Origin of the sequence: [Bacteroides] pectinophilus (genome assembly GCA_025146925.1) — a bacterium.
Taxonomy (GTDB): Bacteria; Bacillota; Clostridia; order Lachnospirales; family Lachnospiraceae; genus Bacteroides_F; species Bacteroides_F pectinophilus.
The window spans coordinates 129838-148945 of record CP102260.1 but is presented as its reverse complement, the minus strand read 5'-3'; the positions used below and the strand labels follow the sequence as shown (position 1 = coordinate 148945).

Genomic DNA, 19108 nt, shown 5'->3' with positions numbered 1-19108 from the left:
TGTTATCTCCCCATTAGTAAAATAAACTTTTCAAAGAATGCCTGTCCAAGGTACTTTTCCATTCTGTATGACACCCACACAACAAGCCTGTATATAAACCTTCTGCACTTCGGTCTGAATAGCGTAACGCTGTGTCCGTGCAGATAATCTCCGAAGCATTCTTCCAGCGCCTGCCTGTGAAGCCTGTACTCCTTAAGCTTTGTGTCCGGCGCGTCTTTTCTGAATATTCCAAACTGAATCGAGTAGTAGTATGCAAGAGCCGTCAGGAATATAAGCTTCCTGTCTGAAGCACTGCCTGATGCATCGTAGGCATTCCTGCACTCCTCGAACACAAGTCTTCTGCTGTCCGGATATCTGTCAAACTTAGCAGACATATTATTAGATGTACTCAATTCATTAATCCTGTGGCTGTACAGACATTCATCCATGCGCTCTATTCTGTCTGTGTATCTGGCAAGCCTCAGGCTGAATATCATATCCTCATTCATTGAATCTACCGGAAATTCTATTCCGTTATCCACAATAATGCTTCTTCTTACTGCATATGTCCACACTGTACACAGATCCCATCTCAATGCACTTCCCGAAAGCTCCGGTGGAAACGCCTGTATAAGGCTTCCGTCTTCTCTGACACGGTTCATGCCAAAGCACAATACATCCGTACAATTTGCGGCACCATACACATCCTCCGCAGGATCAGCAAAATTCGTCCCACAGTCAGCTTCAGCCCCCAGTCTTGCTGCAAGCATGTCAAATGCTCCGTCCACAAAAAAATCATCCTGATCTATGAATAAAAGATATTCTCCATCCGCCTCACGTATTGCAGTATTACGGGCATTGCCTATTCCGCCGTTCTTCTCAAGAAATATTACCTTAACACGTGCATCATTTTTACTGAGCTTCTCAAGATAATCCCTTGTACCGTCTGTGGAACCATCATCCGTTATTATATATTCAAAGTCTGCATATGACTGGCTTAATACACTCGCCACCGCAGCGTCTATGTAATGCATTCCGTTGTATGCCGGCATAATCACTGAAAACTTCATCATTATCTCCAAACAATTTATTATACTTTATTTTGGCTGCATTTACAATCTTGTGTACACAATTGCAAATGGCGTAAGCAGCCTTGTTCTGTATAATATCTTAAACAGCCACACGGCAAGGCTCTGGAATCGCGGCACATTCTCTTCCCCACGCACATCAAAGTACGGATTATGCACAAAATCAGGGAAATACTCCTCAAGCAGCTTTCTTGTATATGAGCACATATGTCTGACTGTCTTTATATCCGACTTCCTGCAGAATACAAAAAGAATCGTCACAAGGATACGGACCGTGCAGTACTCAAGGATTCTGTCATCTCTCCGCCCGTTTTTACCCTTAACCAGACGCACTGCCTCACGTAATCCTCTGTACGGTATCCTGTTATCCGGTATTCCACTCTTTTTAAAACTCCCAACTATTCCCTCAGGATTAAGACGGTAACAGTACCCGCTGTAATCAAGCAGCCTCCACCTGTGTGTAAGCATATTGGCAGCAAGACAGAATACCACATCCTCCATAAGTTCTCCCTCGCTGAATCGCAATCCGTTCTCCCGTAGGAACTCCGTCCTGTATATTCTTGGAGTCACATTATATCTGATAAGCTGCTCTTTTCCGTCAAAGGTTCTCCAATATTCATCCCGCTTAAGGTCTTCGATAAATTCTCCTCTGGCAGATACATTCCTTGTAGGAGTAACAACCATGTCAAGGTTATCCTTAACTGCAGCCCCAATAGTCTTCTCAAGGAAATCCTTCTCAAGGAAATCATCACTGTCAAGAAACATCACATATTCACCTTCCGCCGCTTCAAGCCCCGCATTACGTGCCGAACTGAGCCCTCCGTTAGGCTTGTGTATAACACGAATTGCATCGTGCTGAATTGCACTGTGCTGAATTGCACTGTGCTGCTGTGCATATCTGTCCGCTATCTCTCCACATTCATCAGGCGAACCGTCATCAACAAGAATAAGCTGCCAGTGTGTATATGTCTGTGCCAGCACAGATTCTATACATTGCGGCAGATATTGCGGTGTCTTATATATCGGAACTACTATTGATACTGATCTGTCTTCGACAAGCATTGTGTTTTCCTCTTCCATTAAATCTATCAATCTATATTCAGAAGTATAACATTATGTTGGAAATGCCTCAACAACTAAAACTTCACTCTTGGTATATAACCATAATACCGGCATACAATCATCTCAAGTCCCTCAAAGCAATATTCATCAAATGACATCTTTTCTTTATCATACTGCTGAAGTATATATTGGGTTCTCTCCCTGAAAGTATCATAATTCTCCGCAAGTTGAACCTCAACTCCCTCTCCTCCGGCATTCATTGCATATCTGTCATAAAACTGCAATTCTTCATTGCTTCTCATAAACCATACACATTTGGTAACATCCTTAATGTCATTTCTCAGGAAATCAAAAAGCAGCTCATACAGCTTTCTGTCATCCATTATACATATAAGCAGCAGATAATACCCCCAGAATGCAGAAGTAACATACGGCTCCTTAGCCTGCTTCATTTCTATTGCAACAGCCTCCTCAAAGCTGTCAGATTGTGCCGGATATTTGCCCTCACGCCTGTAATATTCTGCAAGAATCCTCGCCTGCCATTGCATAATAGCACTGATATCTTTAACATTGCCGTTATGCTTAAGTAATCTGTATATCATTATAATCACTCTCACATCCGAATCGTACGGAGCATACTCATACTGCGGATACCTGTTAATTATTCCGATTATGATATTCTGCACCCACTTTGAATGTTCAGGCTTTGTATTCATCAGATAGCATGCATATGATGCAAGAAAGCCCAGATGTTCATATATCTGCACTCTGTTTTCCAGTATATTGTAAGCCGGCAGTGATGACTCTGAGTCTGCAACGCTCTTCAGTTTGCTGCAATATGACTCATTCCAGCGTTCATAGCATTTGCAGAACTTTATCAGCCAGTCAATATATCTCTCTTTCCCCAGATGCTTTGCCTCCAGCAGATATTTCCAATATCTTATTATTACGTATTCAGATACCATAATAGCAGTTTTGTCATGCCTCTCTTCGTGCGCATAGCTGCATATCATCTGGCTTGAAAGATACAACGTAGCACACGCCTTGTCAAACTTCTTTTTAGAGCTTTCTCCTGCTTTTATACCTTCAATCAGTGTATCTATAATCCGCTCATAATATTTTTGTTTATAATTGCCCTCTCCAACAAAATACATTGCCTTTCTCAAATCACTCTTAAGCTCGTCAGCAAACAGATTTTCATTGAAGAAATATGTAATGACCATATCCACGATATCATCAATTCCGATAAAATCTATATCTACAGAAATTCCGCTCCATATGGTATTACTCCGTATATATCCTTTCCAGTTCATCATTACCGCTTCTTCGATATATCCGTTGCTCGCAACACGTATCTTTATTTTCTTTTTACGCTCCGAAGCTGTAAGCTGGTTAATTGCAACATCCTTAATCTCATCGAGACTCTGACGCACAGCATTAGCGTCTGAGGACCATACCTTCCGGTCAATATTGCCCTGCTTTACGACAAAGAATACAAGTTCCTTTGAGTTATGCATCTGTATATCAACACCAAACTGACGATTTCCGGTCTTTGGCTGGCTGTCTGCAACGAATCCCTTCTGTTCATATATTCTGCTCAGAAGTATATCCAGCTCGTCCTTCTCCCTTAGCTGTGCTATATATTCCTTAACTATAAGCCTCATTATCCGTACCTCTCGCTCTTCTGTGTCTCATGTAATCCTCTCTCATATACATGTATTCAACAGGAATTTCAATATATCGCCTCGGCAGTTCAGATGAATAATTCAGTTCGGCGTAACTACTGACATGATACGTAATGTCATTGCCCATACTTTGTATATATCCTATTCTCCTGCCGTATTTCATACTGCGGCCCGGAAACATTGCAAAAGCAAATGACTGCTTCTGCGATTCCTTGTTCCATTCGCTCTGCCTTTCACGCCATGCAATCCAATAAGCCCTCTGCCTTTCGTTATCTGCGGCAAAATCTCCGTCATTGCTGCATATGTTTACCTTCTCCCTGTACTCCTTATCATAAGCAGTTATTCTGTCTGCCAGCTCTGCAATATAAACATTATCATTTACAAGCTGCTTTTGTGCCTCACCGGTAAGAGTATCGGGATAATCGCAATATATATTGTCAATGCAGAACTTAGTCCAATAATCCGTATCGGCAATATATTCTGCAAGCTTAATTGCAAGCCTTATTATGCCCTTATGAACATCGACGGCATATAACACAAGACCCTGCATCAAAGAACTTATTGTCTGTTTATCAGGTCTTACGTCACTGATATATTCCACAAGGCTGTCAATCCTGACAAGATGTGTAAATAAATCTGCCGACAGCAGGAAATCCGTATCTGTTCCGTACATAAATCTTTCATACCACACAGACACAAATTCTTTCTGTTTATCAGCAAGACCGTGTCTTGTCCGTGGAATATTTCTTATAAATTCATACGGTGCCGTATATCGACAACCCGCATACAGATCATACACACAATTACCAGCAGTAACAGCAGCTTCCTGCGCAAGCTCCGACATATAATAATCAGCACAATGTAACAGTCTTTTTTCTTCATCTTCCGCATAACCGGCATCTGTGGCAGGATCCAAGGTTCTGTCAAATATAAGGTTTCTCATGATTTCCATGCATTCTGCGCTGCTCTCCGCTCTGTAATTAAGCTGTTCAAGACATATTAATCTTTTTGCGGTTCCGGCTGCCTTAAGCGATACAATCCGGATATTTACACAGCTTCTTATCTCCGGCCGGCATTGTGCTTTATCATACAGCAGGTATTGTGTATATGCAGGAATAAGCTTTTCCCACATCTCTTCGTCTTTAACTACAATATCATCTATATATTGAAAATTATGTTCAAAATATTCCGTATTGTACATCAGACCCCTGTATATAAAATCAGCTCCCATAAGCTGCCGGCTGCGGTCATCTGAATACACATACATATCTGTCCACTTAATTGCGTCATCATGCCTGTTCTTGTATAATGCACAGCCAAGCTGCCATACAAGCTGCTGCATCTCCGTATTACTGCAGTACTCCTCCGTATAGCCTGACAGAATCACATCCTCCTGACAATGCTTCTCTATAAGCGCCGCATATTCACATACAAGCCGGCTTCTGTCACCCACATTCTTAATATCGTTCAGCAGACGTACCATAGTAATATATTCCGCAGCATGGCATTCATTTCCACTGCTGACACATGGTATTACAAAAGGCAGGACTTTCTCAGCCCTGCCTCCGGCATATGCTGTCATTAACAAATCCAGCATATCTATATCCTTCTCATTCTGCAATACATACCCTGTGAACTCACAGATAAGCGAATTGTCACTTATATCCGCCAGAAAGCTGATTATATCATCAATAGCGTATGACGTTAAGCCTCTCATCAGTGCGCGTGTCATAACAGCCCAGCGTGTTACTGTCATATTCCCTGTTCCGTCATCAAGAATATTGAATATGTCATCCGTTTTCTTCTCTAACAGCTGCGGACGCTCTGCAATTATATCGTCCGCAGCAGCAAATATATCCTTCATTCTGTCTATCGTGTATGTCATTGGCACCTCTGTTGCACTACAGAATTACTTTCTGTAATTCTCTACAACTTTCTTAACTGCATGTATTACATCCTCAACATCCGCATCACTTAACTTCGGATAAAGAGGTATACTCATAATCTCGCTATATACCTTCTCAGCATTAGGACACAGACCCTTCGTATATCCAAGATGCTGATAATACGGAAACCAGTATACAGGGACATAATGAACCTGACACTGTACGTTCTCAGCACTCATTGCATCAAAGAATTCACGTCTTGTACATGAGAGCTTTTCAAGATTAAGCCTGATTATGTATAAATGGCGGCATGTATCTGATTCTGGAATCTCCTTCTGTTCAATAATCTCCGGCATATCAGCAAATGCCTCATCATACCTTTTTACGATTTCCTTACGGCGTTCCGCGAAAGCATCCAGCTTTGACATCTGGCTTATAATAAGCGCAGCCTGAAAATCCGTAAGTCTGTAATTATATCCTAAGGATATCTGTTCATAGCACCATGGACCCTCATGCGGTGCATACTCCATAAGCTCTTCATCTCTTGTAATTCCGTGTGTATGTGCCAGAACGAGCTTCTTATAAAGCTCATCATCATTCGTAAGTATTGCTCCTCCTTCTCCGCCTGTAACCGTCTTAACGGGATGGAAACTGAAGCATGTCATGTCTGCAAGAGAGCCAACCTGCTTCCCCTTATACTTAGTTGCTATTGAATGAGCGGCATCCTCTATAAATATAAGATTGTATTCGTCACATATCTGCCTTATCTCATCAATCTGCACAGCCTGTCCGGTAAAATCCACTGCCACAATGGCCTTCGTCCTGTCAGTTATATGAGACCTTATACTATCAGGATCGATTGCATATGTCTCAGGATTGATATCCGCAAACACCGGTGTTGCGCCACAATATAACGCGCAGTTGGCACTGGCAGCAAATGTTATCGGCGTAGTTATAACCTCATCCCCCGGACCTACTCCGGCAGCTATACATGCACAATGTAATGCAGCAGTTCCGTTAGATACCGCAACTGCATGCTTAGCTCCTGTATATTTTTCAAGCGTTCTCTCCATCTCCTCTACTTTAGGTCCACACGTAATCAGGTCACCTGTCAGCACCTTTGAGACCGCTTCTACATCCTTTTCATCTACCCACTGTCTGCCATAAAATATCTTTTGAGTCCTTACAGGACTTCCACCATTAATCGCTAACTTTTCCATGCGCATTTGCCTCCTTGTAAATGTACACATATCACTATATTATAATTATCGGCAATATCAGACATATGATTAACTCTAAAATCTCTACATTTCAGATCTGCAATACTTTTTTCTGAATATACCTTCCAGCTTATCCAGCAGGTTCATAAGCTTTGGCTCTATATACCTTATCCGTAACAGATCAACAGCCGTACATGATATATACACTGCCAGCACTGTCAGGACTGCCATCACCGGGAATATAGCAGACTGATAATACATATCAGGCCTTGCAAGCAGCTTCCATATACATTGCCTTCCAACATCCGAATCATGTATGAGGTATACTCCCAATGTTGCACGCGCAATTGTGTTAATCATGTTAACCTGTCCCAGACGAAGCGATTCAAAAAATCTGAAAATTGCATATGCACATACAGGGACAACTGCAATTGTATTAATAAGTGAATATATGGAAGATAACATTGATACCTCAGGCGATACTTTTGCAATAATATTGTATTCAGCAATTTTATAAAACAAAGCTGCACTGATAACCCATGTAAATACAAACAATATCAGATACCATGCTCTTTCCCTGCCTGTCTTTTCCGCTGTACCAGATAATTTTCCTGCATTACATGTGCAATATGCGCCCAAAACGTAAAACAGCATTCCGCGGAGAAGTGGATAGTATGCCGCTCCATTGAGATATGGCGCGCAATACCATAATATCCATATAAATAAAATCGTAATTATATAGCCTTTTTTGTTCAATTTATTAAGATATCTGTTTATAAATGGCGACAGCAGCATAATTATTATATATGATGTCACGAACCACCATACATTACCTGTTATCGGCGTAAATACAGCCTTCATCGCAAATTTTCCAATATTTTTAACCACATACAACGGAGCCATCCCGCCCAACAGCTCAATGATTCCAAATGCAATTGTACAAAAAGCTCCGTAAAAGAAACTCTGCAATATAATTTTCTTAAGTGAAAATGTATTTTTCTTTATCTGAAAATACCCTGTTATCATAAAGAATATCGCAACACCTATCTCTCCGCCGGGAGCAAAAAGGCTTGTAAATGCTTTATTCAGCTGCGTTCCCATACTGTATACACTGTATGCATTCTCACCTGCCATTACATGATATATTCCATGTACTGCCATATGATGTCCCACTATCATCAGCATTGCAGCTATTCTGAGAAGTTCGATATTAGACTGTCTAATCTTAGAACTATTATTCATAAACTATTCCTCATTTTGCAACTTGATTCCGGTATAAGCCTTACGTTATGATTAAAAATATCCTATACTGTATACATCATAATTCTCTGTAGAACCTGCCGGCCATATATGATACTGAACTGATGACCAGTTCGGATCCAGAATCCCTTTCCTGAATATAATATAATTATATCCTTCACGTTTTGCATTCTGCACGATTCCCTGAAGGTATGGCTCATCCTGATTAAGATATGCATACATGTCTTTGTCGTCATTGCATGCATACTGATTGTCTGTGTAATAATAAAGCTTTATGTCCGTATCACATAACCTAATCTGTGAACACAGTTCGTTAAGTGCTATAACATTCTTATCCTGCCCGTCATTATCTATTATATCGCATATCTGTCTTGTCTCGTCCGATATCTTATCAGGTGTAGCAGCCCCTTCCCATGCAAAGTTATATCCGTATCTTGGCATAAAACTGATTATACTTATAACTGTAATCAGACATACGCCTGCAATATTAATATTCCTATTTGTATCCGTATTACAGACTGCATTAATCATATCAACCACCGTATATGCTATAATTGCATTAATAGGGAGAATCCAAAAGATAACTTTACAATATGACGGTGCAAAAAGTCTGAAAAGCATATATATAAGCGGATTAATTACCCCGATTCCAAAAACAAGCATTGGAATATACACGCATGCCGCTTTTCCTGAACTTTCTTTCTTTAGATACTGGTACATCACTGCTGATATAAAAATAAGCAGATACATATTATTTTTAAAGTCGTTACTGAATATCTCCTTATAGCATGTTGTATAATCCTGCCAGAATCCGGATATGCTCCCGGCAGTATGCGACACGGCTGATGTGATAATCAGCAGCACCAGATAAATTACAGCCGGCATGATTACTGCAGCATATCGCTTTATGTTAATATCTACCCCACCATAGTTAGAAACATAGTAATACATAAATATGCAGGCATATAATATAGTTCCCATAATAATGCCATAAGCTGTTGTAAAACATAATGCAGCTGCTGTCATCACCAGGTATGTTCTTTTACACAGAAATATTCTTCTGTTTTTTATTACCGACCTGTACAGCTTGTCTGATTTTTCATCCCTGAGCTGTACAGCTGCCCTGTCCCATCGGAATTCCGCATTTATCGCTGTCAAAGCGTAATAAGTTCCTAATGGGATTAATATATGACATGCAATGACATTGGGATTCCAACAATTAATAAAGAGCAGATTCCATATTGACTCTGCCGGATGCAGCGAATAGTTACTGTACAAAGAAAGCATAGCTATCACAATAAGAAATATACATCTGTTGTTTTTATTGCGGAACAGCACCCTTGCAGCCATATAATATGACATGTATATCATAGGAATGATAATCACCGGAATATAAAGATTGGCAGCTATAAGAGGCGGCTGCCTGAATATATAAGATATCATTGCAATAAATACAGCCTGAGATGACATTATCATATCAAACGAAATTCCTGATATATCTGCACCTGTGAACGCATTAACCCGTCTGCCAAGCGTTCCGTCAGAATATATCTGTACTGCACGTGCTATGGTGTACTCATTATTATATACGCCACTCTCCTGAATTCCTGCAGCAACATATATCTGGGCAATTATTGCAATAAATATAACCGCCGTCATTACATATACTAATATATCCTGCCTTTTAAAGCTAAGATGTCTTGTTAATTCATGCCTGAATCTCTTAATTCCTTCCTTTGCTGCAGCAACCACGATAAACAGGGCTATAAGCACAGGATACATAATTGTAATCACTGTAATTGGTGCATCTTTCAAGACCAATGGGACCTGTATTACTGAAAACGTCAGCCACATAAATACGAATCCGACTGTATATGTATGTATTACGTCTATTGCCATATCTCTTAAGAAACATTTGAAAGCACATCCGCATATATAAGGCACTGTTATTAATATAGCGATAAATAAAATTAAAGTCATTACAAGCCGCTCTCCAATATACTATTGCTCTTTACAAAAACTGTGTAGTTTCCGTTTTTATATATTATCTTCAAACCACTGTCTGTAATTTCTTCTGTCGCATACTGACTGTTCTTAAGTACAAGATAATTCCAATCAGTGTATGGCTGTGCGGCTATAAGATAATAAATATCAGCCCAATCCCGATTCATCTCTTCCGTGAGACTTTTAAATGTAATCAGTCTTGATTCTCCGTTAAGAACAAAAGATTTTTCCTCAAAGGTTATTTCTTCATTCCATGCGTGATATACCAGCCCGATTCTTGCATCATATTGCCTTATATACATGTTTATCTCATTCGGAGCAAGCATTCTGATATTTCCATCAGAATTGGCAATAACAGCATCTGCTATATCCACAACGTCCTGTGGAAGTTTATATATATTTTCAGATGTATGCGCATTTTTATTAGTACAAAGACTCCTGATGTTTCCGCCCCACACGACACATACAACCGTAAATATAACCAATAATGCAGCAACTTTCCTTATATTAAACCTACTTATATATGAAGCAAGTGCGCATGCAATTACCGGAAAAATCGGAATAAGCCAATATGACCTGCTATATGTATAATCCGCCGTCACTCCCGCAAGCTTCCAGTATACCGGATTACACAAAGTAATTGCAAAAATACAAACCGGTATATATACCAATACCCTTTTTTGCAGCCACGAACCCGTCCTTAAGGTCAGCATCATGCATACAACCGCAGTAAAAGGGTAAAAATATATGCTTGAAAAATATTGATAAAAAGCCGTTCTGAAGGCCTCAGCAAATTCTGTAATCATTATTCCTATCCCAACCACTCACTTTAAAATCATGCTTTATATCTCAGTAAGTATGTCATAAGCATAATTATCATCATAGGCATTATGGTTATTGCCCATCCACAAATATTAAACCAGCTTCTCTTCTTAACAAAGTAGAATAATGTAATAACAAATGATACAGCCAGTACTGCGATACACGCAAATGTACTTGACAGTACTGCCGCCATATCAGCTATAAATATAATAATCCAGCCTTTTGGGCCAAGATAACCTGATACTGACGAATCATTAGTCTTTATGAGATAGTACCACAATGATATTATGCATACATTTGACAGTATTGATTTGCCATACCATGCACCCACAAACATCCATGCCGATGTTGACATCTCATTTATCACATACAGTGAATTCATATTAATAATGCATAATATAATCATTGCTATCTCTGATTTGTGACGGCTTCTGAATACCATCTGTGCAAACATGTAACACAATATATAGTGAGCACCAATCATAAGCACCGGAATAACTATGTGCATAACAACAATTGGTCTGAGTAATGTAACCCTGGCAAGCGAAGCTATCATTACAGGATATCCCGAGAACACATATTTTGCATACCTGAGCACCGTAATCTCTCCACCGGTATATGGGCTGTATCTTATAATAGTGTCAGTAGTATATGATGTTGACGCAATTCCCGCAAAAAATGCATCATCCTGAAATTCCTGCTGATATAATAATGTCATAATCGTATATGCACAGATTAATATAAGCATTACAATTGTATATATATTAATATCAGACAAATACTTTTTGAACTTCTTTTTGACTGCATATGGTCTTTGGATATTTTTCTTAACGCTAATCCACAGACCTGCCGCCGCTGTAACCGCCGTTACCAGCATCCAGCAGAAAGTGAGCTTGCCAAGACTCACATACCTGAATACCATAAATATATAAAGTACTTCATATACAGCCATCTCAAACAGAAGCCCTGCTATGAACTTTTGTACAAGCGTGCTCTTTTTAACCGGCATCAGCGTATACAAAACCTGTCCGCACAATATACAGATGCCGGATATTGCTAACAGAGCAATCAATATTTTGAGTATTGTAAGCCACATATCACTATCCTTAATTTACTGTTTGCGCCATACCATCTTGTCAACAACGCCCGTATAGCTCTGTATTATCTTAACCACCTTAGTACTTACATTCTCTTCAATATAATCAGGAACAGGTATTCCATAATCACCATTCTGATTCATCTTAACCGCCGTATCAACTGCCTGCAGCAGACCTTTTTCATCAATACCGGCAAGAATAAAGCAGCCTTTGTCCAATGCTTCCGGTCTTTCTGTTGATGTTCTTATGCATATTGCAGGGAACGGATGTCCTACGCTTGTAAAGAAGCTGCTCTCCTCCGGCAATGTTCCCGAATCAGACACAACCGCAAATGCATTCATCTGAAGATTATTATAATCATGAAATCCCATCGGCTCATGCTGAATTACCCTTGAATCCAGCTTGAATCCCGAATTCTCAATTCTCTTGCGTGAACGTGGATGGCATGAGTACAGAATAGGCATATCATATTTCTCAGCCATCTTATTAACTGCATTGAATAACGACTCAAAATTCTTCTCTGTGTCTATATTCTCTTCTCTGTGAGCTGATAACAATATATACTTTCCTGTCTCAAGTCCAAGGCGCTCCAATATATCAGACTTTTTTATCTGCTCAAGATTCTCATGTAATACTTCTGCCATAGGTGAACCTGTAACATATACTCTCTCCTTTGGGAGACCACATTCATGAAGATACTTTCTTGCATGCTCAGAATATGCAAGATTGACATCTGAAATAATGTCAACAATTCTGCGGTTTGTCTCCTCCGGAAGGCACTCATCTTTACATCTGTTTCCTGCTTCCATATGGAATATAGGAATATGCAATCTCTTTGCCGCTATCGCAGACAGACATGAGTTAGTATCACCAAGGATAAGTATTGCATCCGGCTTTGTCTCATTCATAAGCTTGTATGAACAGTTGATAATATTGCCAACAGTCTCACCGAGGTCAGCTCCGACTGCATTCAGATATACATCAGGATTATCAAGCTTAAGGTCCTTAAAGAATACTCCATTGAGATTATAGTCGTAATTCTGTCCTGTATGTGCAAGCAGCACATCAAAATACTTCCTGCACTTTTTTATCACGGCGCTCAGCCTTATAACCTCAGGTCTTGTACCAACAAGAATAAGAAGCTTTATTCTTCCGTCATTTTTAAAATGCACATCGCTGTAATCAATCTTAATATCCATAATTCTGTCTCCTCACTTAATCATCAACATTCTCATAAAATGTATCGGGATGCAGTCTGTCGAATGACTCGTTAGCCCACATAACCGTAACAAGATCTTCTGTCTCTGATAAATTTATAATATTATGCGTATACCCCGGAAGCATCTGTATTGCTTCAATCTTGTCCCCGCTGACTTCATAATTTTTTACAGGGTACAGATTGCCGTCTTTATCTCGTCCAATCTTTCTCTCCTGAATAAGTCCGTGTCCTGATACGACGTAGAATATCTCCCATTTGCTGTTGTGCCAGTGCTGTCCCTTGGTAATTCCCGGTTTGCTTATGTTTACAGATATCTGTCCGCATGCCCGCGTCTTAAGAAGCTCCGTAAAGCTGCCCCTCTCATCGCTGTTCATTGTCAACGGATACATAATCCTGTCTTCAGGAAGATATGACAGATACGTTGAATACAGCTTCTTTGCAAATGAACCGTGCGGTATCTCAGGCATAACAAGCGTGCTGCTCTGCTCTGAAAAGCTATCAAGCAGATCAGCTATCTCTCCAAGTGTCACATGATGCGTGACAGGTGCGTAGCAGTATCTTCCGTTAACATCAGGTACAGCCGTTGTGTCCTCAAATTCACATCGGTGCTCTCTTCCTTCAAGAGCTGCTATCATCTCATCTATCAGATCATCAATATAAAGAAGCTCCAGTTCAGTATTGCGGTCATTAACCTGAATCGGAAGACCGTTAGCTATGTTATGACAGAATGTTGCAACAGCAGAATTATAATTAGGCCTGCACCATTTGCCGAACAGGTTAGGGAATCTGTATACAAGAACATTTACACCATTACTGCGTCCATACTTAAAGAAAAGTTCTTCTCCGGCGAGCTTGCTTTTTCCGTAATCACTTCCTGCAAATCTTCCCGTCAGGGCTGCCTGAATTGATGATGCCAGCATCACAGGACATCTGTTATTATTCTTCCTGAGTGCATCAAGCAATGTATCTGCAAATTCATAATTACCTTCCATGAATTCAGACTGCTTCTTAGGTCTGTTAACTCCTGCGAGATTAAATACGAAATCAGCATCCTTACAATAATCCATCAATTCCCCTGATGTTGACTTTCTGTCATATTGGTACACACATTCAACCTGAATATTTCTTGTTGTATCTTTTTTATCTCTGATATTTTCCAATGCTGAGACAAGATTTCTCCCTACAAATCCGGAAGCTCCCGTAACCAAAATCTTCATCTATATATCTCCTTAAATAAAATACATTCCAAAATATCTCAAAATCATAACCGACTGCCATCCGCAATATAATATCACAGATGTATATTTTATGTATTTATTGTTCCACCATGATACTGCCTTTGCACTCAGATATGCATATATTGCTATAGTCGTAATTCCCATGAATACCCACTGCAGCCTTATCACAGCTATAAAGCCCCTGAAAAATGTTCCTATAGTCAGACCGATAAAATATATAAGGACTGAACGGTTCAGAAGTTCGTCCTCAATATCACCTGACACAAGCCATATTGCAACCATATTGTAGAAAATATACTGTGTTGTCATATATCCAAACAGTGTATTCTGTGTCTGCTGATTTGCAAAATATGCAAGTATTCTGCTGGCAGGAGCATACAATGATGATATCCCCTGAACGATAACGGACATCAGGCTGGTAACAGGATCACCAACGTTAACTCTTATAACCGCAAATATAAAATCAATTACTATTAACGAAATCATCCATATAAGATAATTTTTCCGGGCAAGCTTTTTCTTACGGAATCTGATAAGTATAAGTATCGCTGCTGCAAGTAATATTGACTTATGAAACAGACATGCTATTACAAATGTTATAAGCGATGCAGCCACTTCTTCGTTAAGCATAAATGCTATTGATAATATGCATATCGTTATAGCCATTCCCTGTCTTATTCCCTCTGTTGCAAACAGAAATCCCCAATACATTGAATATGTAAACAGCACGGCACACAAAAATGCTCCTGTCTCTTTGGCATGCTTCCTTCTGTAGCGTACAAGCCTGTCATATGCAAGCCAGATACACAGGATATTAAGTGAAGCAATCACACCTATAAGGACATACTCGTTGCAATGCAGCATATATAATGCCTTGGACAGGGCTCTATACCCCAATGCGAAATATGAGCTGTTACCCTCGCTGTAGCACTTAAGATAATATGCCATATCGCTGTAAGCTCTCAGCTCATTAACACGATATACCCTCGATACTGCTGTTGCAACAAACAATATGCAGAATATGCCGGCAATGCAGTAATTAGTCTTCTTATGTCTGAATTCATAAATAGTCCCGGCTGCACCTGTAAGAAAAAGTGCCGCAAATAAGTAAATATTCATAAGTGTATATCTATTACCTGTCCCCGTTTTTTAATTTCTCAAGTTCCTGCTGAACATAATCTGTTGTAAGTATCTTATCGATGGTTCCCTGAACATCAAGTCTCTTTGTATTATGTGATGTATATGCCTCACTTGCCATTGTCTGTACTTTGCCGTCAACAAAGAACTTGTCGTAATTCAGGTCTCTTCCGTCAGCAAAAACCCTGTAATAGTTACCCATATCCTGACTTCTTACGCACTCTTCGTTAGTCATCAGCGTCTCGTATAACTTCTCGCCATGTCTTGTACCTATAATTCTTGTGCCCGTATCTCCAAACAATGCCTGCACTGCCTTTGCAAGATCTCCTATAGTACTTGCATCCGACTTCTGTACAAACAGGTCTCCCGGCTCTCCATTTGCAAATGCGAACATTACAAGATCCACAGCCTCATCGAGATTCATAAGGAATCTTGTCATATCAGGATTGGTTATTGTTATAGGATTACCGGCCTTTATCTGGTCAATAAACAGCGGAATTACCGAACCTCTGCTGCACATAACATTGCCGTATCTCGTACAGCATATTGTAGTCTTGCCTGCTGCCACTCTTGCATTGGCACCGATTACCTTTTCCATCATTGCCTTGGATATGCCCATTGCATTAATAGGGTACGCAGCCTTATCTGTAGAAAGGCATACTATCTTCTTAACTCCTGCTGCCACAGCTGCATGAAGCACATTGTCAGTACCTTCAATATTAGTTCTTACAGCCTCCATAGGGAAGAATTCACATGATGGTACCTGCTTAAGGGCTGCGGCATGGAATATATAATCAACTCCCTGCACAGCGTCTTCAACAGACCTGATATTTCTGACATCTCCAATGTAGAACTTAACCTTGCCGGCATGTTCAGGATGCTTGGCCTGCAGTTCATGTCGCATATCATCCTGCTTCTTCTCATCTCTTGAAAATATTCTGATTTCCTCCAGATCCGAATCAAGAAAATGCTTCAGCACAGTAGAACCAAACGAACCCGTTCCACCGGTAATCATCAATGTCTTTCCTTTAAACAATTCAGTTGTGTTCATGCTTTCCTCCATCATAGAAAATGTATATAATTGGTTATTGCCTTTTTATCCGTCTCCGGATAATATCAATCAACAACATTGCCTCACTATTCTTTACAGCAAGTATAGCAGCCGCATATACAGCAATTCCACCTGCTACAGCAATAATAAGTGTAATAATATTACCGCTATCGGCAAGCAGTTTTACTGCAGATAAAAATCCCAGCATAAGCATTGCCGCAAATATTACTTTCAGTATGTCTTTATTCAGAAGGTTCACATAGACTGACCTGAGACTAGAGACAACAAGTATTACCGTAACCGCGAGTTCCCCTATAAGTGATGCTATTGCCGCGCCATTCTGCGCACATACCGGAATAAGAATGTAATTCAATGTAAAGTTAATCACAGCTCCCACAATCGTTGCTATAAGAATATTTTTTTCTTTTCCATATATTATCAGTGATATATGTCCAAATACGGTTGCTATCGAAAATACTATAACAAGAACTGACAACAGCTGTGTTGTAAACGCTGCTGCCTTGAAATCACTGCCGAATATAATCGGTATGAACCAGCCCGCCGTCATTATCATTCCTACTGCTGTCGGTATTGCAAGAAGCATGGATATATTGTAGCACCTTTTGAGACAGCTGTCATATTCCTGCTTCTTACCTGTGGCATATAAGTTGCTGAGCCTTGGAAAATATATCGTCGTAGCTGCAATTATCATACCATATACAGCTCTTACAATCTTTGTTGAATTGGAATAATAGCCAAGATATTCTGATGGACACATAATCCCGAGCATTGTTGAATCAAGCAGCGTATAGACGTCTGTTGCACATGATGCCGCAAACAGGATGAATACTGCCTTAAGGTGCTGCTTTACATTCAGATTCTTAAGACTGAAGCGGACATATTTTCTTGAAGCTATTCCGTTACATATGTTACTTGCCGTCAGTGTGAATGAATATATGGCAATATATATGATTATATCATCCGTCTTTTTAACAAAAAGAATAAGAAATAATAGTGAAATCAGTTTGATGACTGTTGTCCTGACAGCTATATATCTGTAATCTTCCATAGCCTCAAACAGCCAGTCATAGTTGACCGCATTAGATATCAGTGCAAATCCCAGTATTATGTTAATAAGGATGTTGTCGCTTTTTATACTGCTTACATTAGTTACCGCCATAAAATACAGCATCGTGGCAGCAACTGAAGAAACTGATACTATACTTGCAAGTTCACTGAATACTCTGTTCCTCTTATTCATGTCATCCCTGATTCCCGCTATTGCCTTTATAGCATAATTAGGAATACCAAGAGATGCCGCAATTATAAAATAACTTACGATATTAATGGCAAAGGCAACATCACCGACACCCTTTGCCATAAGAATTCTTGATATATATGCTGATGTAATGAGTGGATACAGGATATTGACACCTTTATAAGCAACATTATACATCGACTTCTTTATTGTACTTGTTCCAGTCATTTTTCACCCTCTGTATCCACAATCGGAGCTCTAAAACCATCTACAATTCCTTTTACCGTACTCGTAAGAGTATCCCATCTTTTGCGTTCAAAAAGCAGCTTTACCAACTGTGAGTATATCAGTACGCAGCTCTCGTGTCTTACATTTATCTCTTTTTTATATTTTCTTATGTAAAATACTGAATTTCTGCATATATAGTAATTCCGAAACTTGGAGTAATATGGCAGAAGTATCTTTTTGCCGGAAAGCAGCTTTTTATACTTCATCTCTCCGGCTCTCTGGTAAAGCTTAGCTCCTCTGACACGCACTACTGAATAACCTTCCTTTATAAGGTGAGTGCATATCTCGTTATCAACGTGGTCTATGAACAGCCATTCATCAAATCCACCAATCTGCTTCCATGCCTTAAGGTTCATGAGACTTCCGCTTGTTATACACGCCCTGATATTCTGTGTTGCCGTATCAAATTTCTTTGTGGATGCTATAAGCTCTTTATCTGTCCTGAATTCAACCTCGGGTGCCAGTATTCCTATATTGTCCTGATCCGTATACGGAATCATTCCGGCAACCATCTCATAATCACATACCGAATCCTGGTCCATTGTCAGTATCCACTGATATCCGTCATTATAAGCTGCCTCACATACCTGATTAAGTGCGCGCGCTATTCCCAGATTGTCTTCATTGCATATTATATCATTGTGACAGCAGCCCGCTTCCCCGGCACACCTTATAACGTCTGATACATTGCCGGAGCCGTTGTCCGCTATGTATACTTTATCGACCTGAGCTGCAACTCTTCCCAGACACTCCTTAAAAAGTGAGATATCCGGATTATATGTAACTATTCCTGCGCAAATCATTAGATAACTCT

At 39.9% G+C, this 19108-nt stretch carries 15 protein-coding genes; all 15 read right to left on the bottom strand.

What is annotated here, in order from left to right; all coding sequences use genetic code 11:
- Positions 1-2 precede the first annotated feature (2 nt).
- The 15 genes from NQ488_00635 to NQ488_00565 all read right to left on the bottom strand — a co-directional run bounded on the left by NQ488_00635 (position 3) and on the right by NQ488_00565 (position 19097).
- Complete coding sequence (locus tag NQ488_00635) at positions 3-1052, bottom strand: glycosyltransferase (protein UWN95851.1); 1050 nt, start codon at positions 1050-1052, stop codon at positions 3-5.
- Positions 1053-1091: 39 nt separating this feature from the next.
- Complete coding sequence (locus tag NQ488_00630) at positions 1092-2147, bottom strand: glycosyltransferase (GenBank protein ID UWN95850.1); 1056 nt, start codon at positions 2145-2147, stop codon at positions 1092-1094.
- A gap of 56 nt (positions 2148-2203) precedes the next feature.
- On the bottom strand, positions 2204-3793 hold the full coding sequence (locus tag NQ488_00625; protein ID UWN95849.1) for a hypothetical protein: 1590 nt from the start codon (positions 3791-3793) through the stop codon (positions 2204-2206).
- Positions 3777-5699, bottom strand: coding sequence for a hypothetical protein (locus NQ488_00620; protein ID UWN95848.1), 1923 nt, complete (start codon positions 5697-5699; stop codon positions 3777-3779). Before NQ488_00620 ends, NQ488_00625 begins: the two co-directional genes overlap by 17 nt.
- A gap of 24 nt (positions 5700-5723) precedes the next feature.
- Positions 5724-6920 carry a UDP-4-amino-4,6-dideoxy-N-acetyl-beta-L-altrosamine transaminase gene (pseC, locus tag NQ488_00615; protein ID UWN95847.1) on the bottom strand — a complete coding sequence of 399 codons (1197 nt, stop codon included), beginning with the start codon at positions 6918-6920 and terminating at the stop codon, positions 5724-5726.
- Positions 6921-7004: 84 nt separating this feature from the next.
- The gene (locus tag NQ488_00610) at positions 7005-8162 is read right to left on the bottom strand and encodes an acyltransferase (protein ID UWN95846.1); all 1158 of its coding nucleotides are present in this window, start codon (positions 8160-8162) and stop codon (positions 7005-7007) included.
- 51 nt (positions 8163-8213) lie between these two features.
- Positions 8214-10160 carry a DUF6077 domain-containing protein gene (locus tag NQ488_00605; protein ID UWN95845.1) on the bottom strand — a complete coding sequence of 649 codons (1947 nt, stop codon included), beginning with the start codon at positions 10158-10160 and terminating at the stop codon, positions 8214-8216.
- Positions 10160-10990: a hypothetical protein gene (locus NQ488_00600; protein ID UWN95844.1), complete on the bottom strand. Its 831-nt coding sequence runs from the start codon at positions 10988-10990 to the stop codon at positions 10160-10162. The genes NQ488_00605 and NQ488_00600 overlap by 1 nt, the downstream gene beginning before the upstream one ends.
- 29 nt (positions 10991-11019) lie before the next feature.
- Complete coding sequence (locus NQ488_00595) at positions 11020-12102, bottom strand: DUF6077 domain-containing protein (GenBank protein UWN95843.1); 1083 nt, start codon at positions 12100-12102, stop codon at positions 11020-11022.
- A gap of 15 nt (positions 12103-12117) precedes the next feature.
- Positions 12118-13302 carry a UDP-N-acetylglucosamine 2-epimerase (non-hydrolyzing) gene (wecB, locus tag NQ488_00590; protein ID UWN95842.1) on the bottom strand — a complete coding sequence of 395 codons (1185 nt, stop codon included), beginning with the start codon at positions 13300-13302 and terminating at the stop codon, positions 12118-12120.
- A 16-nt stretch (positions 13303-13318) separates the two neighbouring features.
- Positions 13319-14539: an NAD-dependent epimerase/dehydratase family protein gene (locus NQ488_00585; protein UWN95841.1), complete on the bottom strand. Its 1221-nt coding sequence runs from the start codon at positions 14537-14539 to the stop codon at positions 13319-13321.
- Between the two features lie 12 nt (positions 14540-14551).
- Positions 14552-15679: an EpsG family protein gene (locus NQ488_00580; GenBank protein UWN95840.1), complete on the bottom strand. Its 1128-nt coding sequence runs from the start codon at positions 15677-15679 to the stop codon at positions 14552-14554.
- A 13-nt stretch (positions 15680-15692) separates the two neighbouring features.
- On the bottom strand, positions 15693-16733 hold the full coding sequence (locus NQ488_00575) for a polysaccharide biosynthesis protein (GenBank protein ID UWN97071.1): 1041 nt from the start codon (positions 16731-16733) through the stop codon (positions 15693-15695).
- Between the two features lie 49 nt (positions 16734-16782).
- Positions 16783-18234, bottom strand: coding sequence for a flippase (locus NQ488_00570; GenBank protein ID UWN95839.1), 1452 nt, complete (start codon positions 18232-18234; stop codon positions 16783-16785).
- Complete coding sequence (locus tag NQ488_00565; GenBank protein ID UWN95838.1) at positions 18231-19097, bottom strand: glycosyltransferase family 2 protein; 867 nt, start codon at positions 19095-19097, stop codon at positions 18231-18233. Before NQ488_00565 ends, NQ488_00570 begins: the two co-directional genes overlap by 4 nt.
- Positions 19098-19108 lie beyond the last annotated feature (11 nt).

What these genes read in the sequence shown, in the direction of transcription:
- NQ488_00635 (UWN95851.1), bottom strand. Translation starts at nt 1,052, where the DNA reads ATGATGAAGTTTTCAGTGATTATGCCGGCATACAACGGAATGCATTAC.
- NQ488_00630 (UWN95850.1), bottom strand. Translation starts at nt 2,147, where the DNA reads ATGGAAGAGGAAAACACAATGCTTGTCGAAGACAGATCAGTATCAATA.
- NQ488_00625 (UWN95849.1), bottom strand. Translation starts at nt 3,793, where the DNA reads ATGAGGCTTATAGTTAAGGAATATATAGCACAGCTAAGGGAGAAGGAC.
- NQ488_00620 (UWN95848.1), bottom strand. Translation starts at nt 5,699, where the DNA reads ATGACATACACGATAGACAGAATGAAGGATATATTTGCTGCTGCGGAC.
- pseC (UWN95847.1), bottom strand. Translation starts at nt 6,920, where the DNA reads ATGGAAAAGTTAGCGATTAATGGTGGAAGTCCTGTAAGGACTCAAAAG.
- NQ488_00610 (UWN95846.1), bottom strand. Translation starts at nt 8,162, where the DNA reads ATGAATAATAGTTCTAAGATTAGACAGTCTAATATCGAACTTCTCAGA.
- NQ488_00605 (UWN95845.1), bottom strand. Translation starts at nt 10,160, where the DNA reads ATGACTTTAATTTTATTTATCGCTATATTAATAACAGTGCCTTATATA.
- NQ488_00600 (UWN95844.1), bottom strand. Translation starts at nt 10,990, where the DNA reads ATGATTACAGAATTTGCTGAGGCCTTCAGAACGGCTTTTTATCAATAT.
- NQ488_00595 (UWN95843.1), bottom strand. Translation starts at nt 12,102, where the DNA reads ATGTGGCTTACAATACTCAAAATATTGATTGCTCTGTTAGCAATATCC.
- wecB (UWN95842.1), bottom strand. Translation starts at nt 13,302, where the DNA reads ATGGATATTAAGATTGATTACAGCGATGTGCATTTTAAAAATGACGGA.
- NQ488_00585 (UWN95841.1), bottom strand. Translation starts at nt 14,539, where the DNA reads ATGAAGATTTTGGTTACGGGAGCTTCCGGATTTGTAGGGAGAAATCTT.
- NQ488_00580 (UWN95840.1), bottom strand. Translation starts at nt 15,679, where the DNA reads ATGAATATTTACTTATTTGCGGCACTTTTTCTTACAGGTGCAGCCGGG.
- NQ488_00570 (UWN95839.1), bottom strand. Translation starts at nt 18,234, where the DNA reads ATGACTGGAACAAGTACAATAAAGAAGTCGATGTATAATGTTGCTTAT.
- NQ488_00565 (UWN95838.1), bottom strand. Translation starts at nt 19,097, where the DNA reads ATGATTTGCGCAGGAATAGTTACATATAATCCGGATATCTCACTTTTT.